Source organism: Fictibacillus nanhaiensis, from assembly GCF_019801215.1.
Taxonomy (GTDB): domain Bacteria; phylum Bacillota; class Bacilli; order Bacillales; family Fictibacillaceae; genus Fictibacillus; species Fictibacillus nanhaiensis_C.
On record NZ_JAHVJO010000001.1, the window covers coordinates 143,626 to 161,912 of the forward strand.

Here is an 18,287-nt window from a genome sequence, read left to right on the forward strand (position 1 = left end):
CTCAAATTAGAACTTCAAATTTCACTTCTAAATGGTCTCCCGATTCAATTTCTGTTTGAAACCCAGCCTTCTCATTATTCTTTAGGATGATAAGTGTCTCACCGGATTGAGGATATATGGAAAGATCAACTTTTGTGAATATATCTTGAAGAATAAACGGATGTTGTTTTCTTTTTTCCATGTGAAGTTCGTCATTTGGATATAGAACAGAATCCTCTTCAAGAGAAAGACCTTTACGGTAACAGGTATATAGCGGTTTCATAAGGGTTACTTCTTCGTTGTTAAACGTTACCGTACACGATTGAGGAAGGTTTATCTGGAGCTTTACCAGTAAGTCTTTTAAAGTAATCGGTTTATTACTTTCATGCTCAAACGTGAAATGATCTTCATTGTCCCATAGGAATTGTGAACTTATTAGGTTTCCATTTAAATACAACCCGTTGTCGCTGCTTCGTGAAAGTGTAATTGGTTTGCCATCAACTAAAACAGAAATAGAAGATTCCTTTTGATTTATCTCAATACCCTTCATCTCTAACACTTCACTTATTTTAGATGGAAAAAATGACACTACTTCATCTCTGTCTTTTATAACAGTGTCAAGGGAAACAAGTTCATGATTTACTACATATTGTGTTTGTATTTCAATAGGAGTACCGTTGATGTTCAGCGTTTTTACAACATGGTTACGTACGCCTTCCATTACGGTGAGAGAAGCACAATCGCCATTTTTCCCTGCTTCATAAAGAATCACTGCCCCCTCATGAATTTCTTGTGAAAGTGACGATTCTTTATCGTTCATTATGATTGTTGGATGTGAACCAAGTCCGCCTTTAAACATTTTCACTTCTCCATTAATACGAACCATTAAACCCATACCCGGCTTGCCGTAAAGTTTAGATAAATCAGCACCTCCAGCAATGAGTGCATCCCCAATCGTAAGCTTTTTCACTTCAAACAAGCGAAGCGTTTTCTGATTCACAGTAACGGTAACATATTTAACGGGGTTTTCTCTTGCAGCTATTCCAATGCCCACTGGCGTTACGAATTCAGGACCCTTTTGTTGAAGGGAAGGAACGAGCGACGAAATGGCATCTATTCCTCGAATAGCAATTCGTTCAATGGGCAGACATAATTTTTCTGCCATCTTCTCTCGAAGGCCAGGCGTTAAGCTGCCGCCTCCTACAAGCATAACCGCTTGGGGAGCTTTGCCGTTCAACTGCAAAATTTCTCTGGAGATACCATCTGCAAGGCTTTCAATTGCAGAATTTATGGTGGATACAACCTCTTGTTTTGTTTTTTTTGCAGGAAATCCTAATATATCTGTAAATTCTACAACTTCGTTTTGCCAAAGAGACCGTTTCATTTCTTCAGCAACAGGAAAATCTAGGAGAAATTCAGAACTGATGGATTCGGTTATCTCGTCACCTGCTACGGGAACCATTCCGTATGCAACAACCGTGCCTTCAGCCGTTAATGCAATATCAGAAGTCCCTGCACCAATATCAACAAGTGCCACATTTAATTTCCGCATAGAAGGAGGGATTAACACATTAATGGCTGCAATAGGTTCTAAAGTTAACGCCTCCATCTCGAGACCAGCCTCTCGCAATGCCCGAATTAATGATTCAACGACCACTCTTGGCAAGAATGTAGCAATTACATCTGTAGACGCTACGTTCCCTTGTTGACCGATGAAGCTTCCGATTTCATGATTGTCCAAGTAATAATGAAGGACAGAATAACCTACACAATCGTATAATTGACTCGTTGAATCATGTAACATACTTGCAAGCTGAAACTGAGCCTGCTGAACAGCAGCTAATTCCATATGTAAAACTTCCTCTTTGGATGCAATCGGAGTACCTGAAATATCTTTTTCAGCTCGCCCCTTTACGGTTTTTAGTGCACGACCAGCTGCAGCAACACAGACTTTATGAAGAGGACCTGTTTCTATTTCGAGCTGCTCTTTTATATTTTTAATAACTCTGGCAACTGCTGGGATATGATGAATCTGTCCATCTAGCATGGAACGTTCTTCGTGTTCCATTACTTTCATATGCAAAACTTCATATTTTCCATTTTGATGTTGCTTTAAAATCATACCGACAACGGAACGAGTGCCGATATCTAGTGCAAATAAAAGATTTTTGTCCACGAGGGCACCTCTTTTTGTTACGATAGACGTAAAGGATTAGTAGAAATGCGGCTATACAAACAAAGCCTAATTATTAGAAATGTATCACATTTTTGCCAACTTATAAATACTGAGGTGTATATAGATGAACCATACAGAATTGGATACTTTACGAAATGAACTCGACGACGTAAATAGACAGCTCCTTAAATTAATCAGCGAACGAGGAGAGCTCGTACAGCAGATAGGGGAGATCAAGACCTCACAAGGGATGAAAAAATATGACCCTGTCAGAGAAAGACACATGTTGAACCTAATTGCGACTGAAAATCAAGGACCATTTGATACAAGCACGCTTCAGCACCTTTTTAAAGAAATATTTAAGGCAGGGCTCAAACTTCAAGAAGGGGATCAAAAAAAGGCACTTCTTGTTTCAAGGAAGCAAAGAGAACAAGATACGATTGTTTCAGTAAAAGGAACTGATATTGGAAACGGCAGTCCCGTTCTCATTGCCGGTCCTTGTGCTGTTGAAAGTTACGAGCAAACAGCAGAAGTAGCGGATGCCGTTACAACAAATGGACTTAAAATATTGCGCGGAGGTGCGTTCAAACCACGTACTTCACCGTATGATTTTCAAGGGCTTGGTGTTGCAGGTCTGAAGATTCTAAAACGAGTAGCAGATGAATTCAACTGTGCTGTCATTAGTGAGATCGTTCATCCCGATGACCTGCAGATGGCTAGTGAATATTTGGATATCATTCAAATTGGGGCACGAAATATGCAAAACTATGAATTATTGAAAGCGGCAGGAAAAATAAATAAGCCGATCCTTTTAAAAAGAGGGTTATCTGCTACAATTGAAGAGTTTATCCATTCAGCTGAATACATCATGTCTCAAGGCAACGGGCAAATCATCCTTTGTGAAAGAGGAATTAGAACGTACGAGAGAGCTACTAGAAACACCTTGGATATCACTGCTGTACCTATTCTAAAACAAGAAACCCACTTACCGGTATTTGTGGATGTGACCCACTCTACGGGAAGAAAAGACTTGCTTCTTCCAGCCGCAAAGGCAGCTTTTGCGATCGGAGCTGATGGAGTAATGACAGAGGTGCATCCAGATCCTGCAGTCGCTCTATCAGATGCTGCCCAACAGATGGACATTGGTGAATTTAATCATTTTGTAAAAGAGCTTGTTGTATCAGGTTATTTGAAACTGAATCAAATGGTCTAGCACCTTATTTTTCGAAAGTCAGTAAGCATTAAATATGCTGCTGGCTTTTTTTATGTTTCCTGTTCTTAATAGAGAGTATGATATTCGTTCATTTCGCTAAAAATAAGCAAAATAGGTACGTTTTTTTTCATAATCATTTCAATAAATGAATAAATCGTGAAACATGCTTCTATTCGTTGCCTACTTTACTACTTTATCGTATGATAATAGCATTACATAGCTGTCGGATATGCAGTAAAAAGGAGGACTTTGTTTGAATACAACCATTTATGATGTGGCTCGCGAGGCAGGTGTTTCTATGGCAACGGTTTCACGCGTTGTTAACGGAAACCCAAACGTTAAGCCATCGACCAGAAAAAAAGTTTTAGAAGCGATTGAGAGATTAGGTTATCGTCCAAACGCTGTTGCAAGAGGATTAGCAAGCAAAAAAACAACGACTGTAGGTGTTATCATCCCTGATATATCAAGTATCTTTTTTGCTGAACTAGCAAGAGGTATTGAAGATATAGCAACGATGTACAAATACAATATCATTTTATGTAACTCAGATCAGAATAAAGAAAAAGAAATTCACTTAATGAATACACTGCTCAGCAAGCAAGTAGATGGCATTGTATTTATGGGCGGCAAAATAACAGAAGAGCATGTTGAAGAATTTAAGCGCGCTTCCGTTCCGATTGTTATGGCAGCAACTGTTGATATGAACCAAGAAGTTCCATCGGTAAACATTGATTACGAAAATGCCGTCTATGAAGCAGTGACTCACCTGCTTGAAAAAGGACACTCTTCTGTAGCAATGGTTACAGGTCCACTCGAGGATCCAATAAACGGTTATTATAAGTTCAACGGATATCGAAAAGCTCTTGAGGAACAAGGAAAAAAGGTAGACGAGAGCCAAGTTTTTGTAGGTGAATATACGTATGATTCTGGTATCGAGGCTGTTGAATCATTCCTTGACAGCGATAAAAAACCATCTGCTATTTTTGTTGGTACGGATGAAATGGCGCTAGGTGTCATTCATGGTGCACAAGACAGAGGACTAAAGGTTCCTGAAGATATTGAAGTTATCGGATTTGATAACACAAGACTTGCTACAATGGTTCGTCCAACCCTTTCGACAGTTGTACAACCTATGTATGATATCGGTGCTGTAGCCATGAGATTGTTAACGAAACTAATGAACAAAGAAACGGTGGAAGAACATACAGTCGTATTGCCTCATCGTATACAATTTAGAGATTCAACAAAATAGCACGATGATGGGGTGGGAGAAGTGAGAATTGGTATTATCGGTGCGATGGATGAAGAAATCGTATATATGAAAGATTCATTGGACATCTACGGAGAGAGTATCTACGCACAGAACAAATTTTTTGAAGGCACACACCATAACAAAGAGGTGGTCCTTTGTAAATCCGGTGTTGGTAAAGTAAACGCAGCGATTACAACTCAGATTCTAATCGACAGATTTCAAGTTACACACATTCTTTTTACAGGTGTAGCAGGTGCACTTGACTCATCACTTGAAGTAGGGGACATCGTTATCTCATCAAGTGCCATGCAGCATGATATTGATGCTTCTGCTTTAAGTCCTGATTTTCCAAAAGGAACAATACCCATGTTTGCTTTTGACTCTGAATTTAAAGCAGATGATAAATTAATAAAACTGGCTGAAGTGGCTGCAGAAAACCTCTCTGGACCTCAAGTGATGGTAGGGAAAGTATTGAGCGGTGACCAATTCATTGCAGATCGTGAGCTTGTTGAAAATTATTGTAAGCTTTTTAACGGGACTTGCATTGAAATGGAAGGATCAGCAGTGGCACAGGCTGCCTTTTTAAACGAAGTTCCTTTCGTAATCATCCGTTCGATATCGGACAAAGCAAACGGCGAAGCACCTGCGAGCTTTGGGGAATTTACAGCACTCGCTGCAAAACGATCCTCAGACATGGTGGAATCAATTATCGAAGCACTTTAATAAGACTAGTAGGAACTGGCTCAATCTTTTTTGAGCCAGTTTTTTATGTTATTCATTATCGAAAAATGTCGAAAAATGGATAAATCTTATTTAACGTGGAATTAATGAAAATAACGTGGAATTAAATGAAATAACGTGGAATTCCATATAAAAATAAAGTAGACTTGCATATGAAATTCAAACTTAATTCATTTGAAAAGGAGGACTCGAATGGAGTCCTCCTTCTTTTACGAGCTTTTTCGAATAGAAAATAAGCTTTTTTCTAGTGTAGCTCGATTTTTTGATGTGATCTCTTCTTTTCTGGGAATGGGTTTATAGATGCCTGATTCGTCTTCCCACGTACGAGGCAGAGGATGTTTAGCTTCTTGATCCCATCGAGACAGCCAGTTTTCAGCAATTTGTCCTGTAGGAACATGATTATTCATAACGCACCACAAATATGCCCACGCTCTCGGTACGACCCGCCAAATGTCATATCCACCGCCGCCCGTAGCAATCCAGCGGCCTTCACAATATTTTTCAGCGACTTTTTTGGCTATTTTCGGAATTTCAGTATACGTTTTCATCGTGACTGATAAATGAGTTAAGGGATCATAATAATGGGCATCAACACCATTTTGAGTGATGATGACATCAGGTTTAAAAAAGTCTGCCACTTCCCACAAGCTCTTTTCATAGCATTCTAAAAAAGATTCATCTTCTGTAAAAGCGTCAACAGGAACATTAAAGGAATAACCATATCCTTTTCCTGCTCCTTTTTCATGTATGGATCCAGTTCCAGGAAACAAATACCTGCCCGTTTCATGGATAGACAATGTACAAACATCTGGATCGTCATAGAACGCCCATTGAACACCATCGCCGTGGTGGGCGTCTGTATCAACATACAAAACGCGAGCCTTGTATTTTTGCTTCATATATTCAATTGCGATCGAACTATCATTATAAATACAAAAACCAGATGCTTTCCCTCTAAAACCGTGATGAAGACCTCCGCTTAAACTAAGGGCATGTTTTGCTTTTCCTTCCATCACCCAATCGACAGCTGTCAATGTAGCTCCTACAACCCAGCTACTGGCTTCATGCATGTTAGTAAAAATAGGGGTGTCTTCTGTACCGAGTCCATAATTAAGTGCGATTTCTTTGCTTAACTTTCCGTCTCCAGCTTTTTGAACAGCATCTACATACCCTTTATCATGAATTAGCATGATTTCATCATCTGTAGCCTTACGAGGAAGAACGATTTGATCTTCATGCAGACAGCCGGAATCTTTTAACAGCTCATAGGCAAGTTGAACTCTCAACTGATTAAAGGGATGATTGTCGTTAAACTTATAGTTTAATAGGTCTGGTGAATAAACGAAAACGGCATCATTTTTCATGGTTCTCACCTGGAATGGGAGGCCATTTCACTTCATATCCATATTCAATCAAGTGTTCGATAACAGGCAGCGGATTCATCGTACCTACCCGAAATACAATTATTTTTTCATTTTCATTAAGTGAAGGATAGACAAGCACTGAGCTAATATTCAAGTGAAAATCTTTTAATACACTTGCCACTTTTGCTAGTTGGCCAGCTTGATTCGGCACAGCGATTTCAAGGTGCGAACCTGGCTGATGAGTACCAGTAAGCTGAATAAAGGCATGTAGCATATCGCGTTCAGTTACGAGTCCTACAAGTCTATTTTCATCAAGGACTGGAATACAGCTAATGTTTTCTTCATAAAAAATTTGAGAAAGCTCTTCTGCTATATCAAAAGGATGAGCTGTAAAGACAGCGCTTTTCATGATAGTGGATACCGGTTTTTCAAAATCCTCGACATGCTCATTTTGGTGAAAAATTGATGGACTTGCATCCTTTACTTCTCGGTCTGTTACGAGTCCTAATAAGTGGCCTGCTTCATCTGTTACTGGAAGGTTTCGGACATCTTTTTCAAGCATAAGCTTTAATGCTGCACCGATTGTTTCATTAGCATGTATAGTTACAACGTTCTTTTGCATCATATTTTGAACGATCACAACGTACCACTCCCATTTATATTCTCTCTGTTTATTTTACAGATCTAGTACATAAAACGGTTCTTAAATCGAAGTCGGTCAAACTGTTGAACGGTGTCAAGGTCAATTCGCTTTCCGATCCGGACCATTAAGCAATTTGCGGGATGCGAACTGATCTCAGGATCGTCGGTAGCCATGTATTCTAAATCACCTGCATTCATCATTTTTTCCATAACTTTTCTATAATCCCAAACGGATAGTTTTGTACCTTTTAGATCCCAATGCCAGTAGTATTCGGTTGTGATAATAATGTAATCTTCCATACTGTCATCCATCATGGATACTTTTAATAGGTTTTTTCCAACTTTAAAGTTTCGATATTCAGGAATGACTTCAATGGCACCAAGCTCTAATAGATTTTCCATATTCCCTTCAGACCACCGTTCGAGCGGATCTGGGTATACGTACGTAACATATCCCACGACGGTATCTTTACTTCGTGCAATGATAATTCTGCCTTCGTCTAGTTTCGCAATTTCAGTTACAGCTTTTTTTTGTTCCATCGCAGGTCGGAATGCTTTAAGATCTTCATGAAAGTGGAGGCTGTCCAATGTTTCAGCGGACACAGGTCCTTCCACGGTTAACGTGCCATGAGATGTTTTCAGAGCTATACAGTTATATGTTTTTGAATGTTTCATGTTTACACCACCTAGGTTTGTTTCCATCTACTATTATACATGATATCGCTATTTTGTAAGGGTTTTCAAACCTGTTTTTATAGAGAGTTCTAATAAGTTAAAAAATTTAGATAATATGTTATACTTTAAGAGATATTCATTTGGGAAAGGAGATTTAGCAATGAAACTGGAAGCGCTTCCGATTATAAAAGGTGATTTTAATTTACAAGATTATGAGGCAGCATATGGAGCATTTGATTGGAAAGACATTGAAAAAGAATTCTCCTGGCATAAGACAGGTCGAGTGAACATGGCTTACGAAGCAATTGACCGTCATGCTGCATCCCATCGAAAGAATAAAGTAGCTCTCTATTTTTCGGATCAAAAAAGAGACGAAAAGTACACGTTTAAAGAAATGAAAGAAATGTCAGATAAAGCAGGAAACATGCTTCGTCAGCTAGACGTAGAAAAAGGCGATCGTGTTTTTATATTCATGCCGCGTTCACCTGAGTTATATTTCACATTCCTTGGGGCGATAAAGCTGGGTGCAATTGTTGGACCCCTTTTCGAAGCATTTATGGAAGGAGCTGTTAAAGACAGACTCCAAGATAGTGAAGCTAAAGTGCTTGTAACGACACCTTCACTCCTCGAACGTGTTCCCGTAGATGAGTTGTCTCACTTAAAGAAGATCATTCTTGTAGGAGAAAACGTGAAAGAAGAAGGACCTTTTGTGAACTATTATGATCGAATGAGTAAAGCTTCTAAAGATCTTGATATGGAGTGGGTTGACCGTGAAGACGGAATGATTCTTCATTATACCTCTGGTTCAACTGGGAAACCAAAAGGTGTCCTGCATGTCCATAATGCGATGCTTCAGCATTACCAAACCTCAAAATGGGTTCTTGATCTTAAAGAAGAAGATGTTTATTGGTGTACCGCCGATCCTGGATGGGTAACGGGTACATCTTATGGTATCTTTGGTCCTTGGCTAAACGGTGCCTCAAGCGTTGTTCGGGGCGGACGTTTCTCACCGGAAGATTGGTATGGAACGGTTGCGAAGTATGGAGTGACCGTTTGGTATAGTGCTCCAACAGCTTTTCGTATGCTGATGGGAGCAGGAGATGAAGTGGTAAAAAACTTTGATCTATCGTCGCTTCGTCACATCTTAAGTGTGGGTGAACCTCTTAATCCTGAAGTCGTTCGATGGGGCATGAAGGTCTTTAATCTTCGCATACATGACAACTGGTGGATGACTGAAACAGGCGGTCAATTGATCAGCAATTACCCGGCTATGGAAATTAAGCCAGGTTCGATGGGGAAACCTTTTCCGGGTGTTGAAGCAGCAATTATTGATGATCAAGATAACATTTTGCCGCCTTATCGTATGGGGAACCTTGCGATTAAAAAGGGCTGGCCATCTATGATGCGTTCCATTTGGAACAATCCTGAAAAATATGACTCTTATTTTACTCCAGGAGGTTGGTATGTATCTGGAGATTCCGCATACATGGATGAAGAGGGGTATTTCTGGTTCCAAGGGAGAATTGATGACGTTATCATGACTTCGGGTGAACGTGTTGGACCATTTGAAGTGGAGAGTAAGCTCGTTGAACATCCTGCAGTTGCAGAAGCTGGTGTTATCGGTAAGCCAGATCCTGTTCGCGGCGAAATTATTAAAGCTTTTATCGCATTACGTTCAGGCTTTGAGCCAAATGATGAACTAATTGAAGAGATTCGCAGTTTTGTAAAATCAGGACTTGCAGCACATGCAGCACCTCGCGAAATTGAATTTAGTGAAAAGCTGCCAAAAACACGAAGCGGTAAAATCATGCGTCGTGTGCTTAAAGCGTGGGAGCTTGATCTTCCTACTGGAGATCTTTCCACGATGGAAGACTAGAAGCAAAAAGGTAAAAACCCTCGAATCAATTCGAGGGTTTTTTGTCTTTCTTTTTATTCTCTTCTGTTGTTGCTGGTGGTGGATCACCAGTGCCAGGATCTGTTGGCGGCGGAGGTTCAACTGGTGGTGGCGGATCCTTTGGCTTATCCGGTTTTTCTCCATCTCCATCATTAGGTGGCGGGGGAGTCGGTGGTTCAGCTGGCGGCTTCTTCTTTCCAACCTGGACCTTTGTTTGAGCTGAGGATTCTTTTCCTGCAATATCAACGGCAGTTACATAGACTACTCCGTTCGGGACTTTTGCAGAAGTTTTATCAGCAGTAACTGATCCGATCTTTTTAAACGATTTACCATCTGCCGAGTGATAAATTCGATACCCGATTACATCATTTTCACCATGAGTAGACCAAGACAAAATTCCATCGGACATTTTGGTTCCGGCAACAGGCGAAGGTGCTCTGCCATTTTCTTTTAGTTCCTTTTCAGGCACGATGTTGTTCAATAAATCACTTTTCTGTGTGAGTTTATTCAATGTTTCTAACCCGAGCTCTTTTAAAAACTCTTCTTTAATAAGGACACCTTCTTTTGTAAATTCATCCGGTGTGCTTGGCAATGCTTTATACTTAGCGTCTCCAACAAGCACATAACGCCCTTTTGTTAACGTGTCATCTACTTCTTTTGGAGAGAATTTAGCATTAAACAAGTCAGTTGTTACAAGACCAGCGCTTCGGCAAAGGTCTGAAGGCAATTTGCCTGAAATTCCGCATATTTCACGACGTACAATTCCTGATGGCATTGCGAATCTTTTTTCAGGATCCATCAGCTGTGGTTCGTGCTTATAGGCTGCATTAGCAAGGAGCGCCCAAATTCTCTGATTTCTCTTTCCTGTTCCGCCATTTCCTCTTGCAAGAGAGTCAGGAGTGTCATATCCAATCCATACACCTAATGATACATTTGGATTTGTACCTACAAACCATGAATCGATATCATCGTTAGTTGTACCAGATTTTCCTGCCCAATCAGAATTAAAAGTTAGATATCTGTTTACATAACTTCCGGTGCCGCCATTTATTACATCACGCATCATATCTACTAACAAGTATGATGTTTGCGGTGAGTAGACTTGCACAGATTCTGATTTATGCTGATAGATTAATTCACCATCGTTTGATTCGATTTTTTCTATCATATATGCATCTACAAATTCACCACCATTTGCGAAAGTTGCAAATGCATTTGTATTTTCTTCGACAGTAACACCATTCGTCATTCCACCGATAGCGAGAGTAGGAGCTCCTCTATCATTAGGGCTTAATGAAGTAAAGCCCATTTTAGCTAGTCTGTCTAAAGCTTCATCTGTGCTAACACGCATATAACTTCTGATAGCAGGTGTGTTCCTAGACATTTTCATTGAATGTCTTACAGATACAAGCCCTTCATATTTTCCGTCCCAGTTTCCAACTGAATGGCTTCCCACTTGAAAAGGTGTATCAGGAACAATAGAACCAGGCTGAACTTTACCCGTTTCTAGGGCAAGAGAGTAAGCGAGAAGCGGCTTCATCGTTGACCCGTTTTGTCTTGTCATATAAGTAGCATGGTTCGTCTGTTCCCTGTTAAAGTCTCGTCCCCCTACAAAACTGATAATCTTTCCAGTTTTATTATCAATTAATGTTGCACCAACTTCTTCGGGTTCTGGCTTATCAAGTTTTTTCCCTTTAATAGATTGATTTGCTGGTCCAAATAAGTCACCATTTTTAACGACAAGCTGCATTTCATCATAAATTTTTTGATTAATTGTCGTGTGAATTCTAATTCCTTTTTGTCTGATTTGAGTACGTGCATTATCCTGATACTCTTTTAACTCTTCTGGTGTAAGATCCCCTAATTTCTTTCCATCTTTTTCAGCCTGAACCTTTGTTAGTACCTCTACTGTTCTTCGTTGAACTTCAACAGTTAAAAATGGATATTTTTCAAAAGAGGACTGTTTTTTCTTCGTTAAATTTTTCTGAATATCATATTTGATCGCTTCGTCATATTCTGCTTGTGTGATCGATCCTGCAGACAGCATCCGGCTAAGCACGGTCTGCATCCGCTTTAATCCAGCAGACAGGTCTTTTTTCGGTTCACCGCCATTATTAAATGGTGTATAAACAAACGGGTTCTTTGGAAGACCTGCGATATATGCAGCTTGAGCTAGGTTAAGCTTAGAAGCATCAACTCCGAATATTCCTTCTGAAGCTGCTTGGATGCCGGCAATATTTCTTCCTGATGAATTACGGCCAAAAGGCACGATATTCAAATAGGCTTCAAGAATCTCATCTTTTTTAAAATGCTTTTCAAGGCGCATTGCAAGAAGAATTTCTTTTGCTTTTCGATCGAAAGAAACTTCGTTCGTTAGGATTTGATTTTTTATGAGCTGTTGAGTTAGTGTACTGCCGCCTGTTACAATAGCAGCACCTGAAAATTCCTCATACATAGCGCGCATGATCGCTTTAGGTACGATACCGTCATGTTCATAAAAGTATTGATCTTCAGTAGAGATTACTGCCTTTATTACGTATGGAGAAACATTTTTTAATTTCACTTCTTGTCTGTCCAAATCCGATTGAAGTTTACCCATGTATTGATTATTGTCGAAATAGACGGTGCTCGTTTCTTCATAATTATAAATGTCTTCTCTCATAGAAGAAAAAGCTCGTACAGGTTCATCTTTTACAAGTGAAGCAAAAAACCCTGCTCCTACGCCTGCAACAAAAACACCGCCTAAAACTATTAGTACTGAAACAATCAAAAACATATTCCAAGTAACGTTATATGTAATTCTTGCTGTTCGTATAATCCGTTTTTCATTCAAAAAGTGGACAAATTTCTCCCATTTTTGTTTAAGTCCATCAAAATGAGACATCATTTGGTACTCCCCCCCCCGTGTATAAGTATAACATAAGGTCGAATTGTGAAAATATGCAGTTTTTTAATTATGATGATTGACATGAAATTCGTCCATGTGGTAAAAATAAGAGAATAAAATAGTGCTAAAGCGAAGATAGGAATAAGTAGCAGGTGTCTCCCTGTATTCAGAAAGCTGGTGGTTGATGCAAACCAGTACAAAGGCATTTTGTGAATTACCTCCAGGAGCTGTCCTTGTGAACATATAAGTAGCAAGGAACGGATAAAACCGTTACGAAATGAAGTGGAAAGCTGTATGTTGAGCTTTTAATTAGGGTGGTACCGCGAGATTTGTGATCACGTCCCTTTCAATTTGAAAGGGACTTTTTTTATTGCCATCAAACGAGAGAAAGGAAAGAAAGAGATGAACATTTTACAGGACTTAGAGTTTAGAGGACTGCTTCATCAAGTTACTGACCAGGAAGGACTCACTAAAGAGCTTGAAAGTGGAAAGGTAACGTTATACTGTGGCTTTGACCCGACGGCAGATAGTCTTCACATCGGAAACTTATTAGTTATTATTACGTTAAAAAGATTCCAGGAAGCTGGCCATCAACCTCTAGCTCTGGTTGGTGGAGGTACTGGTTTGATCGGGGACCCTAGTGGGAGACAATCAGAACGTACATTGAATGAAGCTGAAATCGTTGGTCAATGGACAGAAAAAATTAAACATCAGCTATCCAAGCTATTGGATTTTGAATCTAAAACAAATCCTGCTAAAACAGTGAATAACTACGAGTGGCTAAGTGAACTTACGGTTATCGAATTCTTAAGAGATGTTGGTAAAAACTTCTCAATCAACTACATGCTCGCAAAGGATTCCGTTGATTCCCGTTTAGAAGGTGGTATTTCATTTACTGAATTCTCATACATGATTCTTCAGTCTTACGATTTCTTAAATCTCTATAAACAAGAGGGATGCAAACTTCAGATAGGCGGAAGTGACCAATGGGGTAATATTACTGCAGGGATGGAACTGATTCGACGTTCAGGTGAAGAAGATAAAGCGTATGGGTTAACCATTCCATTAATCACGAAAGCCGATGGTACTAAATTTGGGAAAACAGCCTCTGGCACAATCTGGCTAGATGAAGAAAAAACAACACCATACGAGTTTTACCAATTTTGGGTGAACGCAGCAGATGCTGATGTAATCAACTGGTTAAAGTACTTCACCTTCTTATCACAGGAAGAAATTCAGTCCCTTGAACAATCGCTGGCTGAATCACCTGAGAAGCGTGAGGCTCAAAAAGCGTTAGGCCGTGAAGTAACGACTCTTGTTCACGGAGAAAAAGCTTACAAGCAGGCCGTTAAGATTACAGAAGCATTATTCAGTGGCAACCTTACAGAATTAACTGCTGACGAGATCGAACAAGGATTTAAGGATGTACCATCTTTTTCTGTAGAAAACGGAGCAGACATAAATATTGTCGATCTTTTAGTTGAAGCAAACATCTCTCCTTCAAAACGTCAAGCAAGAGAAGATGTAACAAATGGAGCAGTCTCTGTAAATGGAGAAAAGGTTTTAGATCTTGCCTATACCATTGATGCAAAAGACAGAATTGAAAATCGTTTCGTTATATTCAGAAGAGGGAAAAAGAAATACACATTAATTCGATACTAATCATATAGAGAACCCTTTAAGACAGGAGGGTTCTTCTCTATTTTAAAAAGGATGTGCAACATGAAAAGAATTCAGATTGCAAAAGATTTACATTTCTCACAAATCATTCATGGCCACTGGCGTTTAACGGAGTGGAACTTAACCTCACAAGAATTGCTTTATTTTATGGAACAATGCATAGATTCTGGAATAACGACCTTTGATCATGCAGACATCTATGGAAATTATATGTGTGAAGAAAGATTTGGACAGGCCCTGGCATTAAAACCGTCTTTGCGAAAAGATATCGAAATCGTGACGAAGTGCGGCATTAAGCTTGTATCACAAAACAGACCTGACCATAAACTAAAATCATATGACACAAGTAAAGAGCATATTATGAAGTCGGCAGAAAACTCCTTACAAAAAATGAACACCGATTATATTGATGTTCTATTAATTCACCGACCGGATCCGTTCATGGATCCAGCCGAGACTGCAGAAGCATTTCATACTTTAAAAGAACAAGGAAAAGTTAGGCATTTTGGGGTTTCAAACTTTACTCCTGCACAGATGGAAATGCTGCAACGTGAATACAACGGTCCACTTGTAACAAATCAGATCGAATTGTCTGTATTGAATGAACAGCCTTTTCTTGATGGAACGGTTAATTATTTGCAAAAAGAAAATGTTTGCCCGATGGCATGGTCACCATTAGCAGGAGGAAAACTTTTTAAAGGCGAAGATCAGAAAAGTTTGAGGGTGAAGAAGGCTCTTAAAGAAGTTGCCAAAGAGGTTGGTGCCTCATCGATCGACGAGGTTGCCTATGCATGGCTGCTCGCTCATCCTGCTGGAATAATGCCAATCGTAGGGAGTGGTCAGATGAATCGTATACAATCAGCGATACACGCCACAAAAATTCAGCTATCCCGTGAACAATGGTTTTATATCCTTCAAGAAAGCATGGGAAAAGAAGTCGATTGATATTCTGAAAAGCATGGATCAAGTCTTATGGAAGTGTAAAAGCCACCCGTTATAGGTTATGCTCTCATTGAGGCAAAAAAATAAAAATAAAAAACCCTAGAGCCTTTGGAAAAAGGCATACTAGGGTTTTTTGAGTTCTCTTAACGAGAGTAGTATTCAACGATAAGTTGTTCAGTGATCTCAGCTGGAAGTTCAGAACGCTCAGGTAAACGAGTGAATGTACCTTCCAATTTGTTTTCGTCAAAAGTCAAGAAATCTGGTACGAAGTTGTTTACTTCGATCGCTTCTTTAACAGCTGACAAGTTGCGTGATTTTTCACGAACACCGACTACATCTCCAGCAGATAAACGGTAAGAAGCGATATCAACACGCTTGCCGTTTACTGTGATGTGACCGTGGTTTACCAATTGACGAGATGCACGACGAGTACGAGCAAGTCCTAAACGGTAAACTACGTTATCTAAACGAGCTTCTAAAAGTGCCATGAAGTTTTCACCGTGGATACCAGGCATTTTTCCAGCATCGTTAAAAATACGACGGAATTGACGTTCGTTTACACCATACATGAAACGAAGCTTTTGCTTCTCCTGTAGTTGCAAACCGTATTCTGAGATTTTTTTACGTTGAGTAGGACCGTGTTGTCCTGGTGCGTATGGACGCTTTGAAAGTTCTTTTCCTGTTCCGCTAAGAGAGATTCCAAGACGACGGGAAACTTTCCATGTTGAGCCTGTATATCGAGCCATAATTGACTCCTCCTTCACTTGTTTGTTTTGTGTTAAAACAATACAGTGACCATGACCTTTTCATCAGCTTATTTTGTATGAAAAACATCTTCACTTCAGCAGCCATGAAGCTACGAGATGTTCCTGAATACTAATATTCAGGTACAAAATAATGACCCATGATGGGCATAGTGCTACTTATTTTACACAAAGAATAGTATAAGCTTTTTTCTATCGTCATGTCAACTAGCCCATAAGGATGAAAACATTTTTATAGGACAAATTGTAAAACTCAACTAAATTATATATGATAGTATTGAGAAAGCGCTTACATTTTAAATCGCCCTAAAGGAGAAGTAAAAATGGACACAAAACGCTTTGAAACAGAAGTTATTCACAGAGGCTATCATGCTCTTCAACATCACGGAAGCTTATCACCGCCGATTTTTCAGACTTCTACGTTTGTTTTTGATAAAGCTGAAACAGGTGCTAATCGTTTTGCAGGTGAAGAAGATGGATATATTTACTCAAGATTGAGTAATCCAACTGTTGCAATGCTGGAAGAAAGAATTGCAATTATGGAAAATGGGGAAAAAGGTCTTGCTTTCGGTTCAGGGATGGCAGCTGTATCTGCTATCTTGCTTGGATTAACGAAAACAGGAGACCATGTTTTATGTTCTGAAGGTGTATATGGATGTACATTTGGTCTGTTGCAGCTAATGGAAGAAAAATATCATATCACACATGATTTTCACTCTATGAATGATGAAGAATCTATTCGATCTGCTATTACAGATCATACGACTGTTATCTATATTGAGTCACCAATCAACCCGACGATGAAGCTTGTTGATTTAGAAATGGTCGCTTCCATTGCAAAAGAGTACGGAATCCCAGTTGTTGTTGATAACACGTTTTCTTCACCGTATTTGCAGCGTCCCCTTGAACTGGGATGCGAAGTGGTTATCCATAGTGCAACTAAATATTTATGCGGTCATGGGGATGTAGTTGGGGGCCTTGCTGTAGGAAGCAAAGATCTGATGAGTCACTTGGCAATGACCACTCAGAAAGATATTGGCGGCATCATGTCCCCATTTGATGCGTGGTTATTATTGCGCGGCATAAAAACACTGCCTGTTCGGATGGATCGTCATTGTGAAAATGCAAAAAAAATTGCACGTTTGTTAAAAGAACATCCTGCAGTTGAAAAAGTCTTATTTCCGGGTGACTCAGATTTTCCTCAATTCGAACTTGCCAATAAACAGATGAAAAATGCAGGCGGACTTATAAGTTTTGAGATTAAAGGAGGTAAGGGAGAAGCTCAAGCGTTTATGAATTCTCTTGAACTAATCAAAATCGCAGTTAGTCTTGGGGATGCAGAAACGCTCATCCAACATCCTGCAACGATGACCCATGCTGTCGTTCCAGAAGAAAAACGTAAACAGATGGGGATTAACGACCGGCTTCTGCGTATATCCGTAGGATTAGAAGCATGGGAAGATATTTGGAGTGACATCGAACGTGGTTTGAGTAGAATATAAAAAAAAGACTGGTTCATAAAAATGAGCCAGTCTTTTTAAGTTTAATTAATTCGGAAGAGAGAATCCTTTATTCTTTATATATATTGAAGCAATACTTCACAATATTTCTCTAAATTCTCTCGGTCCACATTATCAAATCTTCCTTTTTCAGGACTATCAATATCAAGGACACCTAGAAGCTTTCCGTTTTTCACTAAGGGAATAACAATTTCAGATTGTGAGGCTGCATCACATGCAATATGTCCTGGGAACTGGTGGACATCCTCGACTACAAGTGTTTCTTGATTTTGAGCAGACGTGCCACAAACCCCTTTGCCTAAAGGAATTCTAACACAAGCGGGAAGCCCTTGAAATGGACCCAATACAAGCTGATTGGATTCCTGTTCTAATGTATAAAAACCAACCCAATTTACTCGATCCAAAAATTGATTCAATAACGCTGAAGCGTTGGCAAGATTAGCGGTCTCATTTGTTTCACCTTCTAGCAAAGCCTCCAGCTGCTTGCTTAAAAGAGAGTATGCTTTATTTCGATCTGCACTATACTGTTGTACGGAAAACATCATGATTCCTCCAAAC

14 protein-coding genes and 1 other annotated feature are annotated in these 18,287 nt (G+C 39.6%); of the genes, 7 read left to right on the top strand and 7 right to left on the bottom strand.

Annotated features, from left to right (window positions below; translation table 11 throughout):
* Window position 1: 1 nt before the first annotated feature.
* Window positions 2-2,155, bottom strand: a complete 2,154-nt coding sequence (locus KUV80_RS00750; RefSeq protein WP_222460785.1) for a cell division protein FtsA — start codon at window positions 2,153-2,155, stop codon at window positions 2-4.
* A gap of 124 nt (window positions 2,156-2,279) precedes the next feature.
* Between KUV80_RS00750 and KUV80_RS00755 the strand changes: the two genes are divergently transcribed.
* The 3 genes from KUV80_RS00755 to KUV80_RS00765 all read left to right on the top strand — a co-directional run bounded on the left by KUV80_RS00755 (window position 2,280) and on the right by KUV80_RS00765 (window position 5,343).
* A complete protein-coding gene (locus tag KUV80_RS00755) occupies window positions 2,280-3,368 on the top strand; it encodes a bifunctional 3-deoxy-7-phosphoheptulonate synthase/chorismate mutase (RefSeq protein WP_222460786.1) in 1,089 nt (362 codons plus the stop codon).
* Between the two features lie 253 nt (window positions 3,369-3,621).
* Complete coding sequence (gene ccpA, locus KUV80_RS00760; protein WP_222460787.1) at window positions 3,622-4,620, top strand: catabolite control protein A; 999 nt, start codon at window positions 3,622-3,624, stop codon at window positions 4,618-4,620.
* Between the two features lie 21 nt (window positions 4,621-4,641).
* Window positions 4,642-5,343, top strand: coding sequence for a 5'-methylthioadenosine/adenosylhomocysteine nucleosidase (locus tag KUV80_RS00765; RefSeq protein WP_222460788.1), 702 nt, complete (start codon window positions 4,642-4,644; stop codon window positions 5,341-5,343).
* A gap of 227 nt (window positions 5,344-5,570) precedes the next feature.
* On the opposite strand, the gene KUV80_RS00770 is transcribed toward KUV80_RS00765, so the two are convergent.
* From KUV80_RS00770 to KUV80_RS00780, 3 genes are read right to left on the bottom strand one after another with little or no spacing between them, the layout of a single operon-like run.
* The gene (locus tag KUV80_RS00770; protein WP_222460789.1) at window positions 5,571-6,725 is read right to left on the bottom strand and encodes an acetoin utilization protein AcuC; all 1,155 of its coding nucleotides are present in this window, start codon (window positions 6,723-6,725) and stop codon (window positions 5,571-5,573) included.
* Window positions 6,715-7,365, bottom strand: a complete 651-nt coding sequence (locus tag KUV80_RS00775) for an acetoin utilization AcuB family protein (protein WP_222460790.1) — start codon at window positions 7,363-7,365, stop codon at window positions 6,715-6,717. The genes KUV80_RS00770 and KUV80_RS00775 overlap by 11 nt, the downstream gene beginning before the upstream one ends.
* 44 nt (window positions 7,366-7,409) lie before the next feature.
* Window positions 7,410-8,042: a GNAT family N-acetyltransferase gene (locus tag KUV80_RS00780; RefSeq protein WP_222460791.1), complete on the bottom strand. Its 633-nt coding sequence runs from the start codon at window positions 8,040-8,042 to the stop codon at window positions 7,410-7,412.
* A gap of 160 nt (window positions 8,043-8,202) precedes the next feature.
* Here KUV80_RS00780 and acsA point away from each other — a divergent pair, with 160 nt between their 5' ends.
* A complete protein-coding gene (gene acsA, locus KUV80_RS00785) occupies window positions 8,203-9,918 on the top strand; it encodes an acetate--CoA ligase (RefSeq protein ID WP_222460792.1) in 1,716 nt (571 codons plus the stop codon).
* A 25-nt stretch (window positions 9,919-9,943) separates the two neighbouring features.
* On the opposite strand, the gene KUV80_RS00790 is transcribed toward acsA, so the two are convergent.
* Window positions 9,944-12,823 carry a transglycosylase domain-containing protein gene (locus KUV80_RS00790; protein ID WP_246624995.1) on the bottom strand — a complete coding sequence of 960 codons (2,880 nt, stop codon included), beginning with the start codon at window positions 12,821-12,823 and terminating at the stop codon, window positions 9,944-9,946.
* Between the two features lie 123 nt (window positions 12,824-12,946).
* Window positions 12,947-13,171: a binding site (T-box leader), on the top strand.
* A gap of 54 nt (window positions 13,172-13,225) precedes the next feature.
* On the opposite strand from KUV80_RS00790, the gene tyrS reads away from it, so the two are divergent.
* Together tyrS and KUV80_RS00800 are read left to right on the top strand one after the other, a co-directional pair.
* A complete protein-coding gene (gene tyrS, locus KUV80_RS00795) occupies window positions 13,226-14,485 on the top strand; it encodes a tyrosine--tRNA ligase (protein ID WP_222460793.1) in 1,260 nt (419 codons plus the stop codon).
* 60 nt (window positions 14,486-14,545) lie between these two features.
* Complete coding sequence (locus KUV80_RS00800; RefSeq protein ID WP_222460794.1) at window positions 14,546-15,448, top strand: aldo/keto reductase; 903 nt, start codon at window positions 14,546-14,548, stop codon at window positions 15,446-15,448.
* Window positions 15,449-15,588: 140 nt separating this feature from the next.
* On the opposite strand, the gene rpsD is transcribed toward KUV80_RS00800, so the two are convergent.
* Window positions 15,589-16,191: a 30S ribosomal protein S4 gene (rpsD, locus tag KUV80_RS00805; RefSeq protein WP_222460795.1), complete on the bottom strand. Its 603-nt coding sequence runs from the start codon at window positions 16,189-16,191 to the stop codon at window positions 15,589-15,591.
* Window positions 16,192-16,532: 341 nt separating this feature from the next.
* Here rpsD and megL point away from each other — a divergent pair, with 341 nt between their 5' ends.
* Window positions 16,533-17,711 carry a methionine gamma-lyase gene (gene megL, locus KUV80_RS00810; protein WP_222460796.1) on the top strand — a complete coding sequence of 393 codons (1,179 nt, stop codon included), beginning with the start codon at window positions 16,533-16,535 and terminating at the stop codon, window positions 17,709-17,711.
* A gap of 74 nt (window positions 17,712-17,785) precedes the next feature.
* Here the strand turns inward: megL and KUV80_RS00815 are convergent, their stop codons facing one another.
* Window positions 17,786-18,271, bottom strand: coding sequence for a GAF domain-containing protein (locus KUV80_RS00815; protein WP_222460797.1), 486 nt, complete (start codon window positions 18,269-18,271; stop codon window positions 17,786-17,788).
* Window positions 18,272-18,287 lie beyond the last annotated feature (16 nt).